Here is a 20074-nt window from a genome sequence, read left to right as displayed (position 1 = left end):
CCCCTGCCGTCCGACAGGGGGCCCTCGCGTCAGGAGCGGGCGGGGGTGGGGTGGGCGGTCAGTTCCGGCGGTTGCTGCATCTGCTGCCACATCTTCTTCTCGGCCATCGCGAGGTAGAGGCGGGTCAGCTTGCCCATCGCCCAGCGGGCCAGCGCCGTACGCGGCTCCGCGGCCGTGGCGACCTGGACGGACTGCTGGCGCACCCACCGGACCCGGTCGTACCGGCGGCGCTCGTACGCCCGCAGCGCGGCGGCGACCCCGTCGGGGTGGGACAGGTCGCCGGCGGCGAGGGCGTCGGCCAGCACCACCGCGTCCTCCACGGCCTGGCAGGCGCCCTGCCCGAGGTCGTTGGGCATCGCGTGCGCGGCATCGCCGAGCAGGGTGACCACGCCGTCGCCCCAGTCCTCGTGCCACTCGTGGTACCAGATGTCGGTGCGGATGATCGCCTCGGCGGGGGTGCGGGCCACCCGGTCGCGCAGCACCGCCGGCAGCACCCGGGCGAGTTTCACCGCGTGCCCGTGCTCCCGGCCCGGCTGCTCCCGCTCGCCGGCGGGCGCCTTCCAGGACAGCGTCCACGCCGCCCGGTCCCCGCCGATCGGGTAGACGCCGCCGCCGACGCGGGTCTCCTCGTCGTGGAACAGCAGCGGCACCTCGGGCACGAGGCCCTGGGCGCCCGCGCACACCCCCCGGTACGTGGTCCGGCCCAGGTAGACGCCGGGCACCTCGCCGCGCATCCGGGTGAGCACGGCGGAGCGGACGCCGTCGGCGCCGACCAGCGCCGCCCCGGCCACCGTGTCGTCGTCCAGCAGCACCTCGACGCCGTCGCCGGCGTTCCGGTAGCCGGTGACCCGGCGGCCGTGGTGCACCGGCACGCCCCGCTCGGCGCAGGCCTCCAGCAGGATCGCCGCGAGGTCCATCCGGCCGATCGACAGCGACGGCAGCGCGTCCGGCCAGATGTACGGGTGGGTGCGCATGCTGAACCGCAGCCGCCCCCGCGAGTCGTGGTTGCGGATCTCCACCACCCGCTCGGCGGCGGCCAGCAGCCGGTCGCCGAGGCCCAGCCAGCCCAGCGGGGTGGAGGCGTTGCTCCACAGGGTCAGGCCGCTGCCCGGGGCGGTACGGATCTCCTCGGCGGTGCGCCGCTCGTACACCTCGACCGGCAGGCCGTGGCGGGCGAGGGCGAGGGCGGCGGTGAGGCCGCCGATCCCCGCCCCGGCGACGATGATCGGCCTACTCGGATGCATGGGTGCTCCCTTCCTGGGGGTGGTCCGTGTCGCCGTCGGGCGGAGCCGGGATGAACCCGTCGGCGACCAGCGCGTCGAGGTAGCGGCCCAGCAGGGCGGTGTCCACCCGGGGCGGCGGCAGCGCGTCGCCGAGCAGCTCCCGGGTGTTCCGGTCGTCGAAGATCGGCTCGCCGGGGCCGGTCACCCGCCCCTCGGCCAGCGGCGCGTACATGGCCAGCACCGGGCCGAGCAGGTCGTCGCCGCTGCGCGCGGCCTCGCCGACGGCGGCGTACCACTCGTCGAGCGACGCCCGGCGCACCGGCCAGCCCCGGTCGGTGAGGGCATCGGCGAGCTGTACGAGGGGCACCTTCTCGTCGAGGGCGAAGTGGAAGGTGCGCCCGAGGGCGTCGCGGTGGCGGGCCAGGCCGGTGATGACCGCGGCGATGTGGTCGACGGGTACGAGGTCGGTGGCCAGCCCGGTGTCGGGCACCAGGCCGGTGCGCACGCAGGCCCGGATCACCTGGCTGACCAGGTCGTCGGTGCGCCACGTGCCGGTGCGGCTGTCGCCGCCGATGCGGCCCGGCCGGTACACGGCGACCGGGACGCCCCGGGCCCGGGCCAGCTTCACCAGCTGCTCGGCCACCCACTTGCTGTGGTTGTAGCCGGTGTCGGTGGACGGCGGCGGGGCGTCCGGCAGGGTGTCCTCGCGCAGCACCAGGCCGGTGGCGTCGGCGGGGCCGTCGCCGCCGGTCGGGGCGAGCCCGCCGAAGACCGACATGGTGGACACGTAGTGGACCGGCAGCGGCCGGTCCAGGGTGGCCAGCCGCAGGATCTCGATCGTGCCGGCCACGTTGCCGTCGCGCAGCATCGCGTACGGGCGCAGGAAGTGCACCACCGCGCCGCAGTGGTAGATCTCGTCGACCTCGCGGGCCAGCGCGGCGAAGCGGTCCGGGGCGAGGCCGAGCCGGGGCGAGGCCAGGTCGCCGGGCAGCGCCCGGAACCGGTCGGCCCACTCGGGACGCCAGCAGCGGTAGCGGCGCAGCTGCTCCTCCAGCCGCTGCTGGGCGTCCGCCTCGTCGCGGCCCCGCACCAGGCAGAGCACGGTCGCGCCGGCCTCGGCGAGCTGCCGGGCCAGGTACGCCCCGAGGAACCCGGTGGCCCCGGTGAGCAGCACCGTGCCGGGCCGGTCGGCCACGCGTACCTCGCCGACCGGCCGGACGTCGTCGGGCAGCACGATGTCGGCGCGCAGCGCGGCGGCGTGCTCGGCCTCGGCGGCGGCGGTGTCCACGCTGCCCTGTTCGTCGAGCAGGTCGGCGAGGGCGCCGATGCGGGACCGCTCGAACAGCACCCGGACGGGCAGGTCGACGCCCCACAACCGGCGGATGGTGGCGTGCAGCCGGGCGGCGAGCAGGGAGTGCCCGCCGATGGCGAAGAAGTCGTCGTCGAGGCCGACGCGCTCCACGCCGAGCGCCTCGGCGACCAGCCGGGTCAGCCGCCGCTCGGTCGGGGTGCGCGGCGGGACGTACCCGGTGCCGCCGACCGGGCCGGCCGGGGCGGGCAGCGCCTTGCGGTCGACCTTGGCGTTGGGGGTCAGCGGCAGGGCGGGCAGCGCCACCACGGCCGCCGGGACCATGTAGTGCGGCAGCCGCTCGGCGACCGCGTCCCGGGCGACGCGGACCAGCTCGTCCTCGTCGCCGGCCCCCTCGGCGGGGACGACGTAGCCGACGAGGCGCTTGTCGCCGGGGCGGTCCTCGCGGACCACCGCGACCGCCTCGGCGACGCCGGGGGCGGCGCGCAGCGCGGCGGCGATCTCGCCCAGCTCGATGCGGAAGCCGCGCAGCTTGACCTGGTCGTCGGTGCGCCCGAGGAACTCCAGGTTCCCGTCGGGCAGGTACCGGACCAGGTCGCCGGTGCGGTACAGCCGCTCCCCGGTCACCGGGTGCCGGGCGAACGCCGCCTCGGTCAGCTCGGGCCGGTGCAGGTAGCCGCGGGCCAGCCCGGGGCCGCCGATGTACAGCTCGCCGGGCGCGCCGATGGGCCGGGGCCGCAGCCGCTCGTCGAGCACCCGCACCACCGTGTTGACCACGGGCCGCCCGATCGGGGGGTGCCCGCCGCCGACGATCTCGTCGGTCACCGTGGCGTACACGGTGGTCTCGGTGGGGCCGTACCCGATGAGGAAACGCTTGCGGCCGCCCCACCGCTCGGCGACCTCGGCCGGGCAGTCCTCGCCGCCGGAGCCGAGCAGCTCCAGGGTGGGCACGTGCTCCGGGGACAGGTGGGCCAGCAGCGACGGCGTCATGAACGCGAAGGTGACCTGCTGCCGGTTGATCAGGCTGACGATCTCCACCCCGCCGGCCAGGTCCGCGGCCTGCGGCACCACCAGCGGTACGCCGCCCAGCAGCGACAGCACCATCTCCAGGACGGAGACGTCGAAGCTGAACGGGGCGAACTGGAGCACCCGGCTGCCGGCGTGCAGCCCGGCGAGGTAGCGGGTCAGCCACAGGTTCGTCACCGACCGGTGCTCGACGGCCACGCCCTTCGGGGTGCCGGTGGAGCCGGAGGTGTAGATGACGTACGCCAGGTCGTCCGGGCCGCTGCGGCGGGGCGGGTCGGTGGCGGGCAGGCCGGCAAGGTCGGGGTCGTCGAGGGTGACGACGGTGGCGTCGACGTCGGTGAGCCGGTCGGTCAGGGCCGCCTGGGTGAGCAGGACCTTCGCCCCCGAGTCGGTGATCATGAACGCGACCCGGTCGGCCGGGTAGCCGGGGTCGATCGGCACGTACGCGCCGCCGGCCTTGAGCACGGCCAGGACCGCGACGACCATCTCGACGCTGCGCTCGGTGAGCACCCCGACCAGCGCGTCGGCGGCGACGCCGAGCTCGATCAGCCGGTGGGCGAGCCGGTTGGCGCGGGCGTTCAGGTCGGCGTACGTCACCGTGTCGTCGCCGAACAGGACGGCCGGGCGGTCCGGGGTGGCGGCCACCTGGCGGGTGAACAGCTCCGGCCACGTCGCGTCGGGCAGCTCCCGCTCCGGGCCCCGGCCCCACGCGTCGAGCTGCGCGGCCTCCTCGGCGGGCAGGTCCGGCAGGGCGGACACCGGCCGGTCCGGGTCGTCGGCGATCTCGGCGAGCAGCATGGCCAGGTGCACCAGCGTCCGGTCCACGGTGGCCGGGGCGAACAGGTCGGCGTCGTACTCGGCGAGCAGCCGCCAGCCGCCGGCGTCGGTGGGCACCACCGTCACGGTCAGGTCGGTCTTGGCGGTGCCCGGGTCGAACGGCAGCGGCTCGGCGCGCACCCCGGCGAACTCCCGGTCGGCGGCGGCGACCCGGTCGACCAGGGCGAAGCCGACCTGCGCGACGGGGGTGCGGGACAGGTCCCGGGTCAGGCCGAGCCGCTCGAGCAGCACGTCGAACGGCACGTCGGCGCGGGCGTACGCGGCCAGGCAGGTCTCCCGGACCCGGCCGATCAGCTCGGCCACGCCCGGCTGGCCGCCGAGGTCGGCGCGCAGCACCAGGGTGTTGGCGAAGAACCCGACGACGTTCTCGGTCTCCGGCCGGTCCCGCCCCGACACCGGCACGGCGACGCCGAAGTCGGCCTGCCCGGCGTACCGGGACAGCGTCAGCTGGTACGCGGCCAGCGCGACCATGAACGCGGTGGCGTCGTGCCGCCGCGCGACGCCGGTGAGCCGGTCGACCACGGCGGCGGGCACCTCCGCCTCCCGCTGGCCGCCCCGGTGGCCCCGGGTGGCCGGGCGGACCCGGTCGGTGGGCAGGTCCAGCACGGGCAGCCCGGCCAGCTGCTCGGTCCACCAGCTCAGGTCCTCGTCGTGCGCGCCGGCGGCGAGGCGGTCCCGCTGCCAGGCCGCCACGTCGGCGTACTGGACGGCCGGCGGCGGCGGGTCGACGGGGGTGCCGGCGACCCGGGCCCGGTACGCGGCCACCAGGTCGCGGACGACGACCTGGGTGGACCATTGGTCGCCGACGGCGTGGTGCAGGGCCAGCAGCAGGTGGTGCTCGTCGGCGTCGACCCGGACCAGGGTGGCCCGCACCAGCGGCGCGGTGGCCAGGTCGAACGGGGCGGTGAGCCGGTCCCGGGTGAGCGCGGCGACGGCCGTCGCGTCGCCGGCCAGGTCGACCCGCTCGACCGGCACGGTCAGCTCGGGGTGGACCCGCTGCGCCGGCTCGCCGTCGACGACCTCGAAGCTGGTGCGCAGCGCCTCGTGCCGGGCCACCACGTCGGCGAACGCGGCGGCCAGCGCGTCGGCGTCCAGCGGGCCGCGCAGCCGCACGGCGCTGCCGATCACGTACGCCCCGGCGCTGTCCGGGTCGAGCTGGTGCAGCAGCCAGAGGCGGCGCTGCGCCGGGGCGGCCGGCAGCAGCCCGCCGTCGCGGGGCACCGCCGGGATCGCGTCGGCCCCGGCCTGGGCCGTGTCGTCCGACTCGGGGAGCGATCCGTGGCCGTCCCGCTCGCGGCGGATCCGCTCGGCGAGGCCGGCGACGGTGGGCTGGTCGAACAGGTCCCGCACCCCGGCGTCGACGCCGAGGGCGGCGCGGGTGCGGCTCATCGCCCGGGTGGCCAGCAGGGAGTGCCCGCCGAGGTCGAAGAAGTTGTCGTGCACGCCGACGGCGTCGACCTCGAGCACCTGCCGCCAGATGTCGGCGACGGCCTGTTCCAGCTCGTCGCGGGGGGCGACGTGGCCGGCGGCGTCGCCGCCGTGCCGGGGCTGGGGCAGCGCCCGCACGTCGAGCTTGCCGTTGGCGGTGCGGGGCAGCGCGTCGAGCAGGGTGAGGCTGGCCGGCACCAGGTACTCCGGCAGCAGCCGCCGGGCGTGCGCGCGCAGCTCGGCGGGGGCGGGGGTGGCGCCGGGGCGGGGCACCACGTACCCGGCCAGCTCGGTGTCGTCGGCGCGGCCGGCCCGGGCCACCACCACGACGTCGGCGACGTCGGGGTGCTCCCGCAGCACGGCCTCCACCTCGCCCGGCTCGACCCGGAACCCGCGGATCTTCACCTGGGCGTCGGTGCGGCCGAGGAAGTCCAGGGTGCCGTCGGGCAGCCAGCGGCCCAGGTCGCCGGTGCGGTACAGCGTCCCGCCGGGGCCGGCGTACGGGCTGGCGACGAAGCGCTCGGCGGTCAGCTCGGGGCGGCCGGAGTAGCCGAGGGACACGCCGGGGCCGCCGATGGCGACCTCGCCGTGGGCGCCGAGCGGCACCGGCCGCCGGTCGGCGTCGAGGAGCACGATCCGCAGGTCGGGCAGGGGCCGGCCGACCAGGTGCCGGCCCGGGTCGGCCAGCTCGGCGGCGCGGACGACGTGGAACGTGGCGTGCACGGTGGTCTCGGTGGTGCCGTACATGTTGATCAGCTCGGGGCGGGCGTCGCCGTACCGGTCGAACCAGCCGGCGAGGATCCGCACGTCGAGGGCCTCTCCGGCGAAGACGACGTAGCGCAGCGCTTCGAGGCGGTCCCCGGCGGCGGCGTCGGCCGCGGCGAGCTGGCGGAACGCGGTGGGCGTCTGGCTGAGCACGGTGACCCGGTGCCGGGCCAGCAGCGCCCGCAGCTCGGCCGGCTCCCGGCCGGCCAGGTACGGCACGACGACGACCCGGGCGCCGGTGAGCCACGCGCCCCACATCTCGAACACCGACACGTCGAAGGCGACGGAGTGGAACATGCTCCACACGTCGTCCGGGGTGAACCGGAACCGGGTGGCCGACCCGGTGACCAGGCGGACCACGTTGCGGTGGGTGACCATGACGCCCTTGGGGCGGCCGGTGGAGCCGGAGGTGTAGATCAGGTACGCCACGTCGTCCGGCCCGGCCGGCTCGGCGGCGTCGGCCGGCGCGGCCCCGTCGGCGACATCGGCCGGGGTCAGGACCGGGCCGGTGAAGCCGTCGAGGGGGCCCGCCGCGACCAGCGCCCGCACGCCCGCGTCGTCGAGGACGTAGCGCATCCGGTCGGCCGGCCAGCTCGGGTCCAGCGGCACGTAGGCGGCGCCGGCCTCCAGCACGCCGAGCACCGCCACCAGCAGGTCGAGGGTGCGGTCGAGGTGGATGCCGACCCGGTCGCCGCGGGTCACCCCGGCCGCGCGCAGCCGCGCCGCCAGGCCGCTCGCCCGGTCCAGCAGCTCCGCGTACGTGAGCCGGTCGGCGCCGCACTCGGCGGCCACCGCGTCCGGGGTGCGCCGGGCCTGCTCCCGGAACCGGGCGGTGAGCCCGGGGGTCTCGGGCTGCGGGGCCTGCCCGACCCACTCGCCGAGCAGCAGCCGCTCCTCGTCGGCGGTGAGCGGGGCGAGGTCGGCCACCGGGCGGGCCGGGTCGCCGGCCAGCTCCTCCAGGACCAGCCGGAACTGGGCGGCCATCCGGTCCACGGTGGCGGCGTCGAACAGCTCGGCGTCGTACTCGACGCGCAGCCGCAGGTCGCCGTCCGGGTCGGGCACCAGCATGATCGACAGGTCGAACTGGGCGGTGCCGGGGCGCAGGTCGACCGGGGCGACCTCGACCGTCCCCATGGCGCGGGCCGCGGCCGGGGTGTTCTGCACCGCGAACAGCACGTTGAACAGCGGCGTCTGCGCCCGGTCGCGCACCGGCCGCAGCTCCTCGACGAGCTGGTCGAACGGGACGTCGGCGTGGGCGTACGCGTCCAGGCAGGTGGCGCGCGCCCGGTCCAGCAGCTCCCCGACCGTCGGCGCGCCGGTGAGGTCGGCGCGCAGCACCAGGTTGTTGACGAAGAACCCGACCAGCGGTTCCAGCTCGGTGCGGGGCCGGCCGGCGACGGGCGAGCCGACGGCGAAGTCCCGCTGGCCGCTGTACCGGGCGAGCGTCAGCTGGCAGGCGGCCAGCCCGACCATGAACAGGGTGGCGGAGCGGCGCCGCCCGGCCTCGGTGACCCGGCGGACGACGTCGGCGGGGATGCGGTCCCAGCGCAGGTCGCCGCGCCAGGCGCGGGTCGCCGGGCGGGGCCGGTCGGTGGGCAGTTCCAGGGCCGGCAGGTCGGCCAGCCGGTCCCGCCGGTACGCCAGCTGCGCCGCCGCGGGCGGGCTGGCCGTCCACTGCCGCTGCCAGGCGGCGTAGTCGCCGTACTGCACGCCCAGCGCGGGCAGCGCCTCGCCGCCGGCGCCGGTCACCGCGGCGTACGCGGCGACCAGGTCGCGGGCCAGGATCTGCACCGACCAGCGGTCGCAGATGGCGTGGTGCAGGGCCAGGTGCAGGACGTGCTCGTCGGCGGCGAGCCGGACCAGGGTGGCCCGCAGCAGCGGCGCGGTCCGCAGGTCGAACGGGACGCCGGAGAGTTCGGTGAGCGTGTCGTCGAGCGCGCCGGGGTCGGTCAACTCCACCCGCTCCAGCGGCACGACGGCGGCGGGCGAGACCACCTGCACCGGTTCCCCGTCGGCCTCGTGGAACGAGGTGCGCAGCGTCTCGTGCCGGGCCACCACGGCGTTCAGCGCGGCGTGCAGCGCGTCCGGGTCGAGGGCTCCGGTGAGCCGGACGGCGCTGTCCACCGTGTACGCCCCGGAGCCGGCCGGGTCCAGCTGGGCGAGGAACCACAGCCGGCGCTGGCCGGAGGACGCCGGCAGCACGTACCGGCCGGCGAGGTCGCCGCCGACCTGCGGCATCCGGAACTGCGCGGGGATCGGCGGCAGCGCGGCGGGCTCGGCGGCCGGCGCGGCCGCCCCGGCACCGGCGTCCGGCGCGGTCGTGCCGTCGCCGGCGGGCAGGGCGGCGGCGAGGCCGGCGACGGTCGGGGTGGCGAAGACGGCCCGGACCGGCAGGTCCACGTCGAGGGCGTCGCGGATGCGGGACACCACCCGGGTGGCGAGCAGGGAGTGCCCGCCGAGGGCGAAGAAGTCGTCGTCGCGGCCGACCCGGTCCAGCGCGAGCACGTCGGCGAAGATGGCGGCCAGCCGCTCCTCCGCCGCCCCGCGCGGGGCGTCGTACGCGCCGATGTCCGGCCGCAGGCCGTCCGGGGCGGGCAGCTTCGCCCGGTCGACCTTGTTGCGGTTGGCGGTCAGCGGCAGCGCGTCGAGCAGCACCAGGGCCGAGGGCACCATGTAGTCGGGCAGCCGTTCGCGGCACGCGGCGTGCAGCTCGCCCGCGAGGGCGGGCCGGTCGACGGCGTCGGGGTGGTGCAGGTCGGCGTAGCCGACGAGGCGCTGGTCGCCGGGGTTGTCCTCGCGGACGACCACCACCGCGTCGCGGACCTGCGGGTTGGCCCGCAGCACCGACTCGATCTCGCCGAGCTCGATGCGGTGCCCGCGCACCTTCACCTGGAAGTCCACCCGGCCCAGGAACTCCAGCCAGCCGTCGGCCCGCCAGCGCACCACGTCGCCGGTGCGGTACACCCGCGCGCCGGGCACCTCCGGGTGCGCCACGAACCGCTGCGCGGTCAGCTCCTCCCGGTCCCAGTACCCGGACGCCACCCCGGCGCCGCCGATCAACAGCTCGCCGGGCACCCCGATCGGCACCCGCCGGCCCTCGGCGTCCACCACGAGCAGCTCGGTGTTCGCCACCGGGCCGCCCAGCGGCAGCGGGTCCTCGCCGCCGACGACCCGGTACACCGTCGACCAGACCGTGGTCTCGGTCGGCCCGTACAGGTGCCAGACGTCCGCGCCGGCGCCGTACAGCCAGTGCGCCAGGTCGGCGGGGACGCGCTCCGCGCCGGCCAGGGCGGTGAACCCGACGGGCGGGCGCCAGCCGGCCTGCTGGAGCAGGCGCCAGGTGGTCGGGGTGCCCTGGAGGTAGGTGACGCCGCTGCGGGCCAGCCGCTCGGCCAGCCGCTCGCCGTCGACGACGGTGGCGTGCGGGATCATCTCGATCCGCGCGCCGACCACCAGCGGCAGGTAGACGTCGAGCACCGGCATGTCGCAGGACAGGGTGTTGGCGGCGCCGACCACGGCCTCGGGCCGCATCCCGGGCCGGTTGGCCATGGTGAGCAGGAAGTTCACCACCGGCCGGTGCGGCAGCACCACGCCCTTGGGGCGGCCGGTGGAGCCGGAGGTGTAGATCAGGTACGCGATGTCGTCCGGGCCGGTGCGCTCGGGCAGCGGCTCGGCGGGGTGGGCGGCGACGGCGGCGCGGTCGGCGTCCAGCCGGACGACGGTGACCGCCTCGGGCAGCTCGGGCAGCAGGTCGACCAGGCCGGCCTGGGTGAGCACCACGGACGCGCCGGAGTCGGCCAGGATGAACGCCACCCGCTCGGCGGGGAAGTCCACGTCGACCGGCACGTACGCGGCCCCGGCGCGGAGCACGCCGAGCAGCGCGACGAGCACGTCGCAGCAGCGCTCGGCGAACAGCGCCACCCGGTCGCCGCGGGTCACGCCGGCCGCGCGCAGGTGCCGGGCGAGCTGCCAGGCCCGGGCGTCGAGCTCGGCGTACGTCAGGGAGCCGGCCTCGTCGGCGACGGCGACCCGCTCGGCGAACTCGGCGAACCGGGCGGTGACGTACGCGTCGAGGCTGGCCTCCGGCACGGCCGGGCGGGCGCCGGTGCCCCACCGGTTGAGCCGGGCCCGTTCCTCGGTGGGCAGCACGGGCAGCGCGGACAGCGGCCGGTCGGCGTCGGCGGCGAACGCGTCGAGGACGAGCCGGTAGTGGGCGAGCAGCCGGTCCACGGTGGCCGCGTCGAACAGGTCGGTGTTGTACTCGGCGACCACCGTCTGCGCCACGGTGTCCGAGCCGGCGGGGAAGACGGTGAACGTGAGATCGTACTTGGCGGCGGTCTCCGGGGCGCGCAGCGGCGTGGCGTCGACGTCGCCGAGGCGCAGCGACGGCGCAGGCAGGTGCGCGGCGATGAACATGACCTGGAACAGCGGGCTGTGCGCGAGGTCCCGGTCGGGGCGCAGCCGCTCGACGAGCCGCTCGAACGGCACGTCCGCGTTGGCGTACGCGTCGAGGCAGGTGTCGCGGACCCGGTCGACCAGCTCGCCGACGGTGGGGTCGCCGGCCAGGTCGGTGCGCAGCACCAGGTTGTTGGTGAAGTAGCCGATCAGCGGCTCCAGCTCGGGGCGGTACCGGCCGGAGATCGGCGAGCCGACCGGCACGTCGACGGTGCGGGCGTACCGGGACAGGGTGAGCGCGTACCCGGCGAGCAGGGCCATGAACAGGGTGCCGCCGCGGCCGGCCGCGAGGGCGTCGAGGCGGGCCACGAGGTCGGCGGGCAGCTCGGCGGTGCGGGTGGCGCCCCGGTACGTCTGCACGGCCGGGCGGGGCCGGTCGGTCGGCAGGTCCAGCACCGGCAGGTCGGCGAGCTGGCGGCGCCAGTGGTCGAGCTGCCGCCGCTCGGCCGGGCCGTCGGCCCAGCGCTGCTGGGCGACGGCGTAGTCGCCGTACTGGACGGGCAGGTCGGGCAGCTGCGGCTCGCCGCCGGCGGCCAGGGCGGCGTACGCGGCGGACAGCTCGGTGGTCAGCGCCTCGACGGCCAGCCGGTCGCCGACGGCGTGGTGCAGGGTGACCAGCAGCGCCGCGTCGTCGGCGCCGAGGGTGGCCAGGACGACCCGCAGCAGCGGCGGGGCGGCCAGGTCGAACGGGCGGGTGGCGGCGTCGCGGAGCAGGCCGGCCAGGGCCGCGTCCGGGTCGCCGGCGTTGGTCAGGTCCACCTCGGACAGCGGGGTGGGCACGGCCGGGTGGATCACCTGCTCGGGCTCGCCGTCGACGGCGGCGAACCCGGTGCGCAGCGTCTCGTGCCGGCGCACCACCAGGTCGACGGCGGCGCGCAGGGCGGCCGCGTCGAGCCGGCCGTGCAGCCGCAGCCCGCCGTACAGGTGGTAGGCGGCGGCGGTGTCCGGCTCGAACTGGGCGAGGAACCAGACCCGGCGCTGCTGGAACGAGGCGGGCAGCCGGACCCGGCCGTCGGGGTCGGGCCGGCGCGGCGCGGCGGCCAGCTCCGGGCTGCCGGACGGGCCGCCGAGGTTCAGCACGGCGGCGAGCCGGGCGACGGTGGGCTGGGCGAACACGGCCCGCACCGGCACCTCGCTGCCCAGCTCGGCGGCGATCCGGCCGACCAGGCCGGTGGCGAGCAGGGAGTGCCCGCCGAGGGCGAAGAAGTCGTCGTCGCGGCCGACCCGGTCCAGCCCCAGCACGTCGGCGAAGATGGCGGCCAGCCGCTCCTCGGCCTCCCCGCGCGGGGGCTCGTACGCGCCGGCGCGGCGGGCCGGGTCGGGGGCGGGCAGGGCCCGCCGGTCGACCTTGCCGTTGCCGGTGAGCGGCAGCTCGGGCAGCTCCACCAGCGTGGCCGGCACCATGTACTCGGGCAGCCGGTCGCGGCAGGCGGCGCGCAGCTCGTCGGGGTCGGCGTCGCCGACGTGGTACGCCACGAGGCGCTGGTCGCCGGGGGTGTCCTCGCGGACGACCACCACCGCGTCGCGGACCTGCGGGTGCGCCCGCAGCACCGACTCGATCTCGCCCAGCTCGATGCGGTGTCCGCGCACCTTCACCTGGAAGTCCGCCCGGCCCAGGTACTCCAGCGAGCCGTCGGCCCGCCAGCGCACCACGTCGCCGGTGCGGTACACCCGCGCGCCCGGCGCCTCCGGGTGCGCCACGAACCGCTGCGCGGTCAGCTCGTCGCGGCGCCAGTACCCCGACGCCACCCCGGCGCCGCCGATCCACAGCTCGCCCGGCACGCCGATCGGGGACCGCCGGCCCGCGCCGTCGACGACCAGCAGCTCCGTGTTCGCCACCGGACCGCCCAGCGGCACGGGGTCCTCGTCGCCGGTGACCCGGTGCACCGTGGACCACACCGTCGTCTCGGTCGGCCCGTACAGGTTCCACACGGGCGCGCCGGTGGCGGCGAGGGCGCCGGCCAGGTCCGGCGGGAACGCCTCGCCGCCGCACCAGACGGCGAGGTCGGGGCCGGGGCGCCAGCCGGCGGCCAGCAGCAGCCGCCAGGTCGCCGGGGTGGCCTGCACGACGGTCGCCCCGGCGGCGGCGAGGTGCGCGGCGAGTCGCGGGCCGTCGGCGGCGACGTCGCGGGGCACCACGTCGACCCGGCCGCCGACGGTCAGCGGGCCGAACAGCTCCAGGGCGGCGATGTCGAACGAGAGCGTGGTGACCGCGCACAGCACGGTCTCCGGGCCGAGGCCGGGCCGCTCGGCCATCGTGGCCAGCAGGTTGCCCAGGGCCCGGTGCGGCACGGCGACGCCCTTCGGGGTGCCCGTGGAGCCGGAGGTGTAGATGACGTACGCGAGGTCGTCGGGGCCGGGCTTGGCCGGCCACGCGTCGGCGGCGGGCAGGTCGCCGTCGACGCGCAGCACCGCGACGTCGCCGGGCAGCGCGTCGGCGGTGGCCGCGTCGGCGAGCACCAGCGCGGCCCCGGAGTCGGCGAGGACGAAGCGGACCCGTTCGGCGGGCAGCGCGACGTCGATCGGCAGGTACGCGGCCCCGGCGCCGAGCACACCGAGCAGCGCGGCGGGCAGGTCGGCGTCCCGGTCGACGGCCACGCCGACGAGCTGCCCGGGGCGTACGCCGGCGGCGTGCAGCGCGGCGGCGATCCGCTGCGCCCGGGCGACCAGGTCGGCGTAGCTGAGCGGGCCGGAGGCGCCGCTGACCGCGGTGCGGCCCGGGTCGGCGGCGGCCCGGGCGGCGACCAGGGCGGGCAGGGTGTCGGCGGGCGCCTCCCGGGTCGGGCCGCGGCCCCACTCGACGAGCTGGTCGCGTTCGGCGTCGGCGAGCAGCGGCAGCTCCGACAGCGGCCGGCCGGGGGCGGCGACCGCCGCGTCGAGCACCAGCCGCAGGTGGTCCAGCAGCCGGCGGGCGGTGGCCGGGTCGAACAGCGCGGCGTTGTGCTCGGCGGTGACGGTCAGCGCGCCGTCGGCGCGCGGCACGCAGGTGACGAACAGGTCGAACTTCGCGGTGCCCGGGTCCACCCGGAACAGCTCGGCGGTGATGCCGGTGGCCCGCAGGGCGGGCAGCGGCACGTTGCCGAAGACGAACATCACCGAGAACAGTGGGCTGCGGGCCAGGTCGCGGTCGGGGCGCAGCCGCTCCACGACCCGCTCGAACGGCACGTCGCCGTTGGCGTACGCGTCGAGGCAGGTGTCGCGGACCCGGCCGAGCAGGTCGGCGAAGCCGGGGTCGGCGCTCGCGTCGACGCGCAGCACGAGGTTGTTGACGAAGAAGCCGACCAGGTGCTCCAGCTCCGGCGCGCGCCGCCCGGCGACGGGGGTGCCGACGGCGAGGTCGTCCTGGCCGGAGTGCCGGGCCAGCACGGCGGAGAACGCGGTGAGCACCGTCATGAACAGCGTGGCCTGGTGCTCGCGGCCCAGCCGGTCCAGCGCGGTGACCAGCTCGGCGGGCAGCACCGCGTCGACGGTGGCGCCCTCGAAGGTCTGCGCGGCCGGGCGGGGCCGGTCGGTGGGCAGCTCCAGCGGCGGCAGCCCCGCCAGCCGCCGCTCCCAGTACGCGAGCTGGCCGGACTCCTCCTCGCCGCCGACCCACTCCCGCTGCCAGGCGGCGAAGTCGCCGTACTGCACGGGCAGCTCGGGCAGCGTCGCCTCGACCCCGGCCACCGCGGCGTCGTAGCAGGCCAGCAGCTCCCGGACGAACACCGCGCCGGACCACTGGTCGTAGACGGCGTGGTGGAACGCGACGACGAGCACGTGGTCGTCCGGGCCGAGGCGGTACAGCACCACCCGGAACAGCGGCGGCGACGTCAGGTCGAACGGCCGACGCAGCAGCTCCCTGATGTCGTCGGCCAGCTCGGCGTGCACCGCGTCGGTGTCCGCGCCGGCCGGAACCCGGCCGGTGGCGTCGACCTCCTGCACCGGCACCGTCAGCTCGGTGGCGACGGCCTGCACGGGCTCGCCGTCGACCAGCACCAGGCCGGTGCGCAGCGTCTCGTGCCGGCGCACCATCGCGGCGACGGCGGCGCGCAGGGCCGCGACGTCCAGCTCGCCGGAGATCCGCAACGCGCCGTGCTCGGTGTACGAGGTGGCGCTGGCCGGTTCGAGCATGTCGAGGAACCAGAGCCGGCGCTGCCCGTACGAGGTCGGCAGCAGGTACGCCTCCCGGGTGCGGACCGGGTTGTCATCGACGCTCACTGTGGCTCCTTAGTTCGCGGCTGCGGGGCTCGCAGAACCGGCTCACTCCTCGCGCTCACGCGCGAACTCCTCTGCGGTGGCACGAAACGATGCGATGCGGGCGGGGGTGGAGCGGGGCGGCGGCCGCGGCCCGCCGGGGCAGGGAAACCCGGCGGGCCGACGACGGATTCAGACCCGCTGCGCCACCCGCGCCTGGCGGGCGATCACCGGCGGGGCGGCGGCGGGGCGGCTGGCCAGCTCGTCGATCGCGCCCGCCAGCCGCTCCAGCACCGGGTGGTCGAAGATCGCGCGGACGGGCACCTCCACGCCGAGCGTGCCGCGCAGCTTGAACGCCACCCGGGTGGCCAGCAGCGAGTGCCCGCCGAGGGCGAAGAAGTCGTCGTACGCGCCGGCCTTCTCCACGCCGAGCATCTCCCGCCAGGCCGCCGCGACGGCCTCCTCTGTGGGGGTACGCGGGGCGACGTACTCCCGGTCCAGGTCGGGCCGGGCCCCGTCGAAGCCGGGCAGGGCGGCCCGGTCCGTCTTGCCGTTCGGGGTGAGCGGGAACCGGTCCAGGGTGACCAAGTGGGCGGGGACCATGTACTCCGGCAGCACCGCGCGCAGGCCGGCGGTCACGTCGGCGTCGCGCACCGTCGCGCCGTCGGCCGGCACCAGGTACGCCACCAGTCGGGTGTCCCCGGCGATCTCCCGGGGCAGCACCACCGCATCGGCGATCTCCGGCCGCTCCCGCAGCACCGCCTCGACCTCGCCCGGCTCGACCCGGAAGCCGCGGATCTTCACCTGCTGGTCGGCGCGGCCGAGGAACTCCAACTCCCCGTCGTCGGTCCACCGGGCGAGGTCGCCGGAGCGGTACATCCGCTGCTCGCCCTCGCCGGCGTACAGGTCGGGCAGGAAGCGCTGGGCGGTCAGCTCGGGCAGGTTGCGGTAGCCGAGGGTGACCCCGGCGCCCGCGACGTAGATCTCGCCCCGCACCCCCGGCGGCACCGGCATGCCCCGCTCGTCGAGCAGGTAGATGCGCAGGTCGGGCAGGGGCCGGCCGACGTTGCTGCGGACCGGGCCGCCGACGTCGGCGCGGGTGATCTCCCGGTACGTCGAGTGCACCGTGGTCTCGGTGATGCCGTACATGTTGACCAGCCGGGGCTGGGCGTCGCCGTACCGGTCGAACCAGGGGCCCAGCACCGGGGTGTCCAGGTACTCGCCGGCGAAGATGACGTAGCGCAGCGGCAGCCGGGCCGCGCCGTCGGTCAGCGCCGGCGCCATGAACTGGCGGAACGCCGACGGGGTCTGGCTGAACACGGTGACCCGCTCGGCACCGAGCAGCGCCAGCAGCGCCTCCGGGTCGCGGATCGTCTCGTGCGGCACGACCAGCAGCCGGGCGCCGGTGGAGAACGCGCCCCACATCTCGAACACGGACACGTCGAAGGCGTACGAGTGGACCATGCTCCACGCGTCGTCGGCGGACAGCTCCATGAGGGTGGCCGCCCCGGCGACGAGGCGGGCCACGTTCGCGTGGCTGACCAGCACGCCCTTGGGGTGGCCGGTGGAGCCGGAGGTGTAGATCAGGTAGGCCACGTCGTCCGGGCCGGGGCCGTCGGCCGGCGGCTCGGCCGGCCGGGCGGCGATCGCCTCGGCGTCGGTGTCGAGGTTGACCACGGTGGCGGCGAACCCGGGCGCGGCGTCGCCGACCGCGTCGTGGGTGACCAGGGCGGTGACGTCGGCGTCGGCGAGGATCCAGCGCATCCGCTCGGCCGGGTGCCCCAGGTCCAGCGGCACGTACGCGGCCCCGGCGGTGAGCACGCCGAGCACCCCGACGACGGTGTCGAGGGACCGCTGCAGGCACAGGCCGACCCGGTCGCCGGGCCGTACGCCGACCGCGCGCAGGTGCTGGGCGAGCCGGTTGGCGCGCGCGGCCAGCTCGGCGTAGCTGAGCGTCTGTCCGGCGTAGGTGAGCGCGGGGGCGTCCGGGGCGGCGGACGCCGCGCGGGCGAACAGCTCGGGCAGGGCCGCGACGGGCTGCGGCTCGGTGGAGTTCCACTCCAGCAGCACCTCCCGCCACTGCTCGGTGGGCATGATGTCCATGTCACCCAGCCGCAGGCCGGGGTACAGGGTCATGTTGGTCAGCGTGGCGGAGAACTGGTCGACCAGCCGGCGCACGGCGGACTCGGTGAACCGGGTCTGGTCGTACACCATCCGGGGCACCGGCATCGCCTCGCCCGGCATCACGATCATCGTGATCGGGAAGTGCGGGCGGCCGTCGTAGGTGGACTCGACCAGCTCCACCTCGTGCAGCGCCATCTCCGGCACCGGCACGTTCTCGAAGGCCAGGTCCAGCTCGAACAGCGGCCGGTTGCCCGGCAGGTCGGCCAGCCCGCGCAGGTCGGTCAGGGAGATGTCGGCGTGCTCGCGGGCCTGGGCCATGTCGTTCTGCAGCTCGCGCAGCCAGTCGATCAGGTGGGCGTCGTCGCGGACCCGGGCGCGCACCGGCGTGGTGGCCAGCATCGGCCCCATGATCCGCTCGGCGCCGGTCAGCGTGGCGGGCCGCTGGGTGCCGGTGGAGCCGGCGACGACGTCCTCGCGGCCGAGGTGCCGGCTCAGCACGATCATCCAGGCGCCCTGCATGAGGGTGTTCAGGGTCAGCCCGTGCTCGCGGCCGAACGCGGTCAGCGCCGGGATCTGCTCCAGCAGCTCCGGGGTGGGCAGGACGGCGTGGGTGGGCTCGCCGGCGGGCAGCGGCTCGGCCGGCGCGGGGCCGAGCTCCAGGGCGTCCGGCGAGGTGTGGCCGGCCAGGTACCCCCGCCAGAAGTCCTCGGTCGCCGACCGGTCCTGCCGGGCCCACCAGGACAGGTACGCCCGGTACGGCCGGGCCGGCTGCAGGTCCGCGCTGCCGCCCGTGGCGTACGCGTTGTACAGGGCGGTCAGCTCGGCGAACGCCAGCCCGAACGACCAGCCGTCCATCAGCAGGTGGGAGAAGCTCCAGAAGAACTCCCACTCCTCGTCGGCGAAGCGGATCAGCTTGCCGCGCATCAGCGGGGCGACCGCGTAGTCGAAGCCGGTCATCCGGTCGTCGAGGGCGAACGCGTCGTACCGCTCGCGCTGCGCGTCCGGGTCGGCGTCGCGCCAGTCCAGCACCTCGATGGGGAACGGCACGTCCCGGCGTACCACCTGCAGCGCCTTGTCGACGCCCTCCCAGTGGAAGCTGGTGCGCAGCACCGCGTGCCGGTCCACGATGGTCTGCCACGCCCGCTGGTACGCGGCCACGTCGAGCGGGCCGCGCATCCGCATGGTGACCTGCTCCAGGTAGATGCCGCTGCCCGGCGAGTACAGGTTGTGGAACAGCAGCCCTTCCTGGATCGGGGACAGCTCGTAGACGTCCTCGATGCCCTCGTGCTCCATCAGTCGCTCCTCCCGGGCCGGGGCGTGCCGGCTCGCGTGTCGTTCGTCGGGTCAGGTCGGTCCCGGCCCGGCGCGGCGGCCGGGGCGTCGTGGCCGTCGGGCAGGGCGGCGAGCACGGTGGCCGGGCCGTCGCCGTCGGGGCCGTCGGGCAGGGCGGGCAGCACCGGTACGCCGGGGGTGGTCTGCCGGAGCAGGGCGGCGAGCGTGTCCCCCGGCCCCACCTCCACCAGCCGGTCGTCGCCGGCGAGCTGCCGGGCCGCCTCGGCGAACCGCACCGGCTGGCGCAGCTGTCGCAGCCAGTGGTCGGGGTCCCCGGCCTCGTCGGCGCTGACCGGCCGGCCGCTGACCGTGCTCAGCCAGCGGATCGCCGGCGCTCGCAGGGCGGCGCCGGCCAGGGCGGCGGCCACCTCGCCGAGCCGGGGGGTCACCTGGTCCGGGTGCGCCGCGACGGGCGCCGCCGGCCGGTGGCAGGTCACGTAGAGCTGGGCGAGCGTCCGCTCCAGTCGCCGCAGCTCCGGCTCCGGCCCGGCGACCACGCAGGACTCGGGCGTGTCGAGGGCGACGAGGCGGACCTCGGGGGCCAACTGGGCGGCGACGTCGGCGTAGGGCAGCCCGACGGCGAGGGTGGCGGTGGGCGGCAGGTCGGCGTGCAGCCGGCCGTGGGCGGCCACCAGGCGCAGCGCGTCGGCCGGGTCGAGCACCCCGGCCACGCAGGCGGCGGTGACCTCCCCGACGCCGTACCCGAGGACCGCGTCGGGGGTCAGGCCGCGGTCGGCGAGCAGCCGGGTCAGCGCGTACTCGAGGACGAACAGCGCGGGGTCGGCGAGCCCGGCGGGGACGTCCCCGGTCGCGGGGCCGAGCAGCACCTCGCGGGTGCCGTCGGCGAGCGGGCCGTCCAGGGCGGCGAGGGCGGCGAGGGCGGCGTCGACCTCGGCCCGCACCACCGGTTCGGCGTGGTACGCGGCGCGGCCCATCCCGGGCCGGGCGGCGGCCCGTCCGGGCAGCAGGAACACCAGACGGCTCCGTCCCGCGCCGCTGGTGACGGCGCGAGGGCTGGCGGGCCGGACGGCGGTCCGCGGCGTCTGCGTCATCGGGTCCCCTCTCCGCCGTGCCCGGCGCGGCGCCGGCCGGCGGGTCGCGCCGGTGGCGGCGCCGGCCGGCCGGTCGCCCTGCCTCGATCACGTTGCCAACCGGGTCCCGGCGCGACCGCCCTCGGACGGAGACTCCGCCCGGGCACCTCCCGGCCCGACCCGGCGGCGGTGCCCGAACGGCTACCCGGCCGACGGGCCCGACCGGGGGCGGCGGCCGGGTCGTTCACCGGATCACCGCCAGGATGCCCCGCCCTTCAGGGCGGGGAGGAATGGCGGACGTGCCGTCAGCCATGACTGTCCTTTCTGGTATGACTGGTTTTGTGCGGACGGCGTACAGGTGTCGGGTGTAC

The 20074-nt window shown here is 76.7% G+C and carries 4 protein-coding genes; all 4 read right to left on the bottom strand.

The window, feature by feature from the left end; genetic code table 11:
• Positions 1–29 precede the first annotated feature (29 nt).
• A complete protein-coding gene (locus tag ABGB16_RS14030) occupies positions 30–1244 on the bottom strand; it encodes an NAD(P)/FAD-dependent oxidoreductase (protein WP_347668467.1) in 1215 nt (404 codons plus the stop codon).
• Positions 1231–15240, bottom strand: coding sequence for an amino acid adenylation domain-containing protein (locus ABGB16_RS14025; RefSeq protein WP_347668466.1), 14010 nt, complete (start codon positions 15238–15240; stop codon positions 1231–1233). Before ABGB16_RS14025 ends, ABGB16_RS14030 begins: the two co-directional genes overlap by 14 nt.
• A gap of 168 nt (positions 15241–15408) precedes the next feature.
• Entirely contained in the window at positions 15409–18633 is a 3225-nt protein-coding gene (locus ABGB16_RS14020) for an amino acid adenylation domain-containing protein (protein WP_347668465.1), read from the bottom strand.
• The gene (locus ABGB16_RS14015) at positions 18633–19724 is read right to left on the bottom strand and encodes an acyltransferase domain-containing protein (protein ID WP_347668464.1); all 1092 of its coding nucleotides are present in this window, start codon (positions 19722–19724) and stop codon (positions 18633–18635) included. The genes ABGB16_RS14020 and ABGB16_RS14015 overlap by 1 nt, the downstream gene beginning before the upstream one ends.
• Positions 19725–20074 lie beyond the last annotated feature (350 nt).

It is taken from the genome of Micromonospora sp. B11E3 (assembly GCF_039871625.1).
In the GTDB taxonomy this organism is placed as follows: Bacteria; Actinomycetota; Actinomycetes; order Mycobacteriales; family Micromonosporaceae; genus Micromonospora.
The sequence above is the reverse complement of the archived record's forward strand: the minus strand, read 5'-3'. Positions and strand labels throughout refer to the sequence as shown.

Excerpts from the sequence above, each read along its gene's own strand:
- ABGB16_RS14015 (WP_347668464.1), bottom strand. The coding sequence starts at position 19,724 with ATGACGCAGACGCCGCGGACCGCCGTCCGGCCCGCCAGCCCTCGCGCC.
- ABGB16_RS14030 (WP_347668467.1), bottom strand. The coding sequence starts at position 1,244 with ATGCATCCGAGTAGGCCGATCATCGTCGCCGGGGCGGGGATCGGCGGC.
- ABGB16_RS14020 (WP_347668465.1), bottom strand. The coding sequence starts at position 18,633 with ATGGAGCACGAGGGCATCGAGGACGTCTACGAGCTGTCCCCGATCCAG.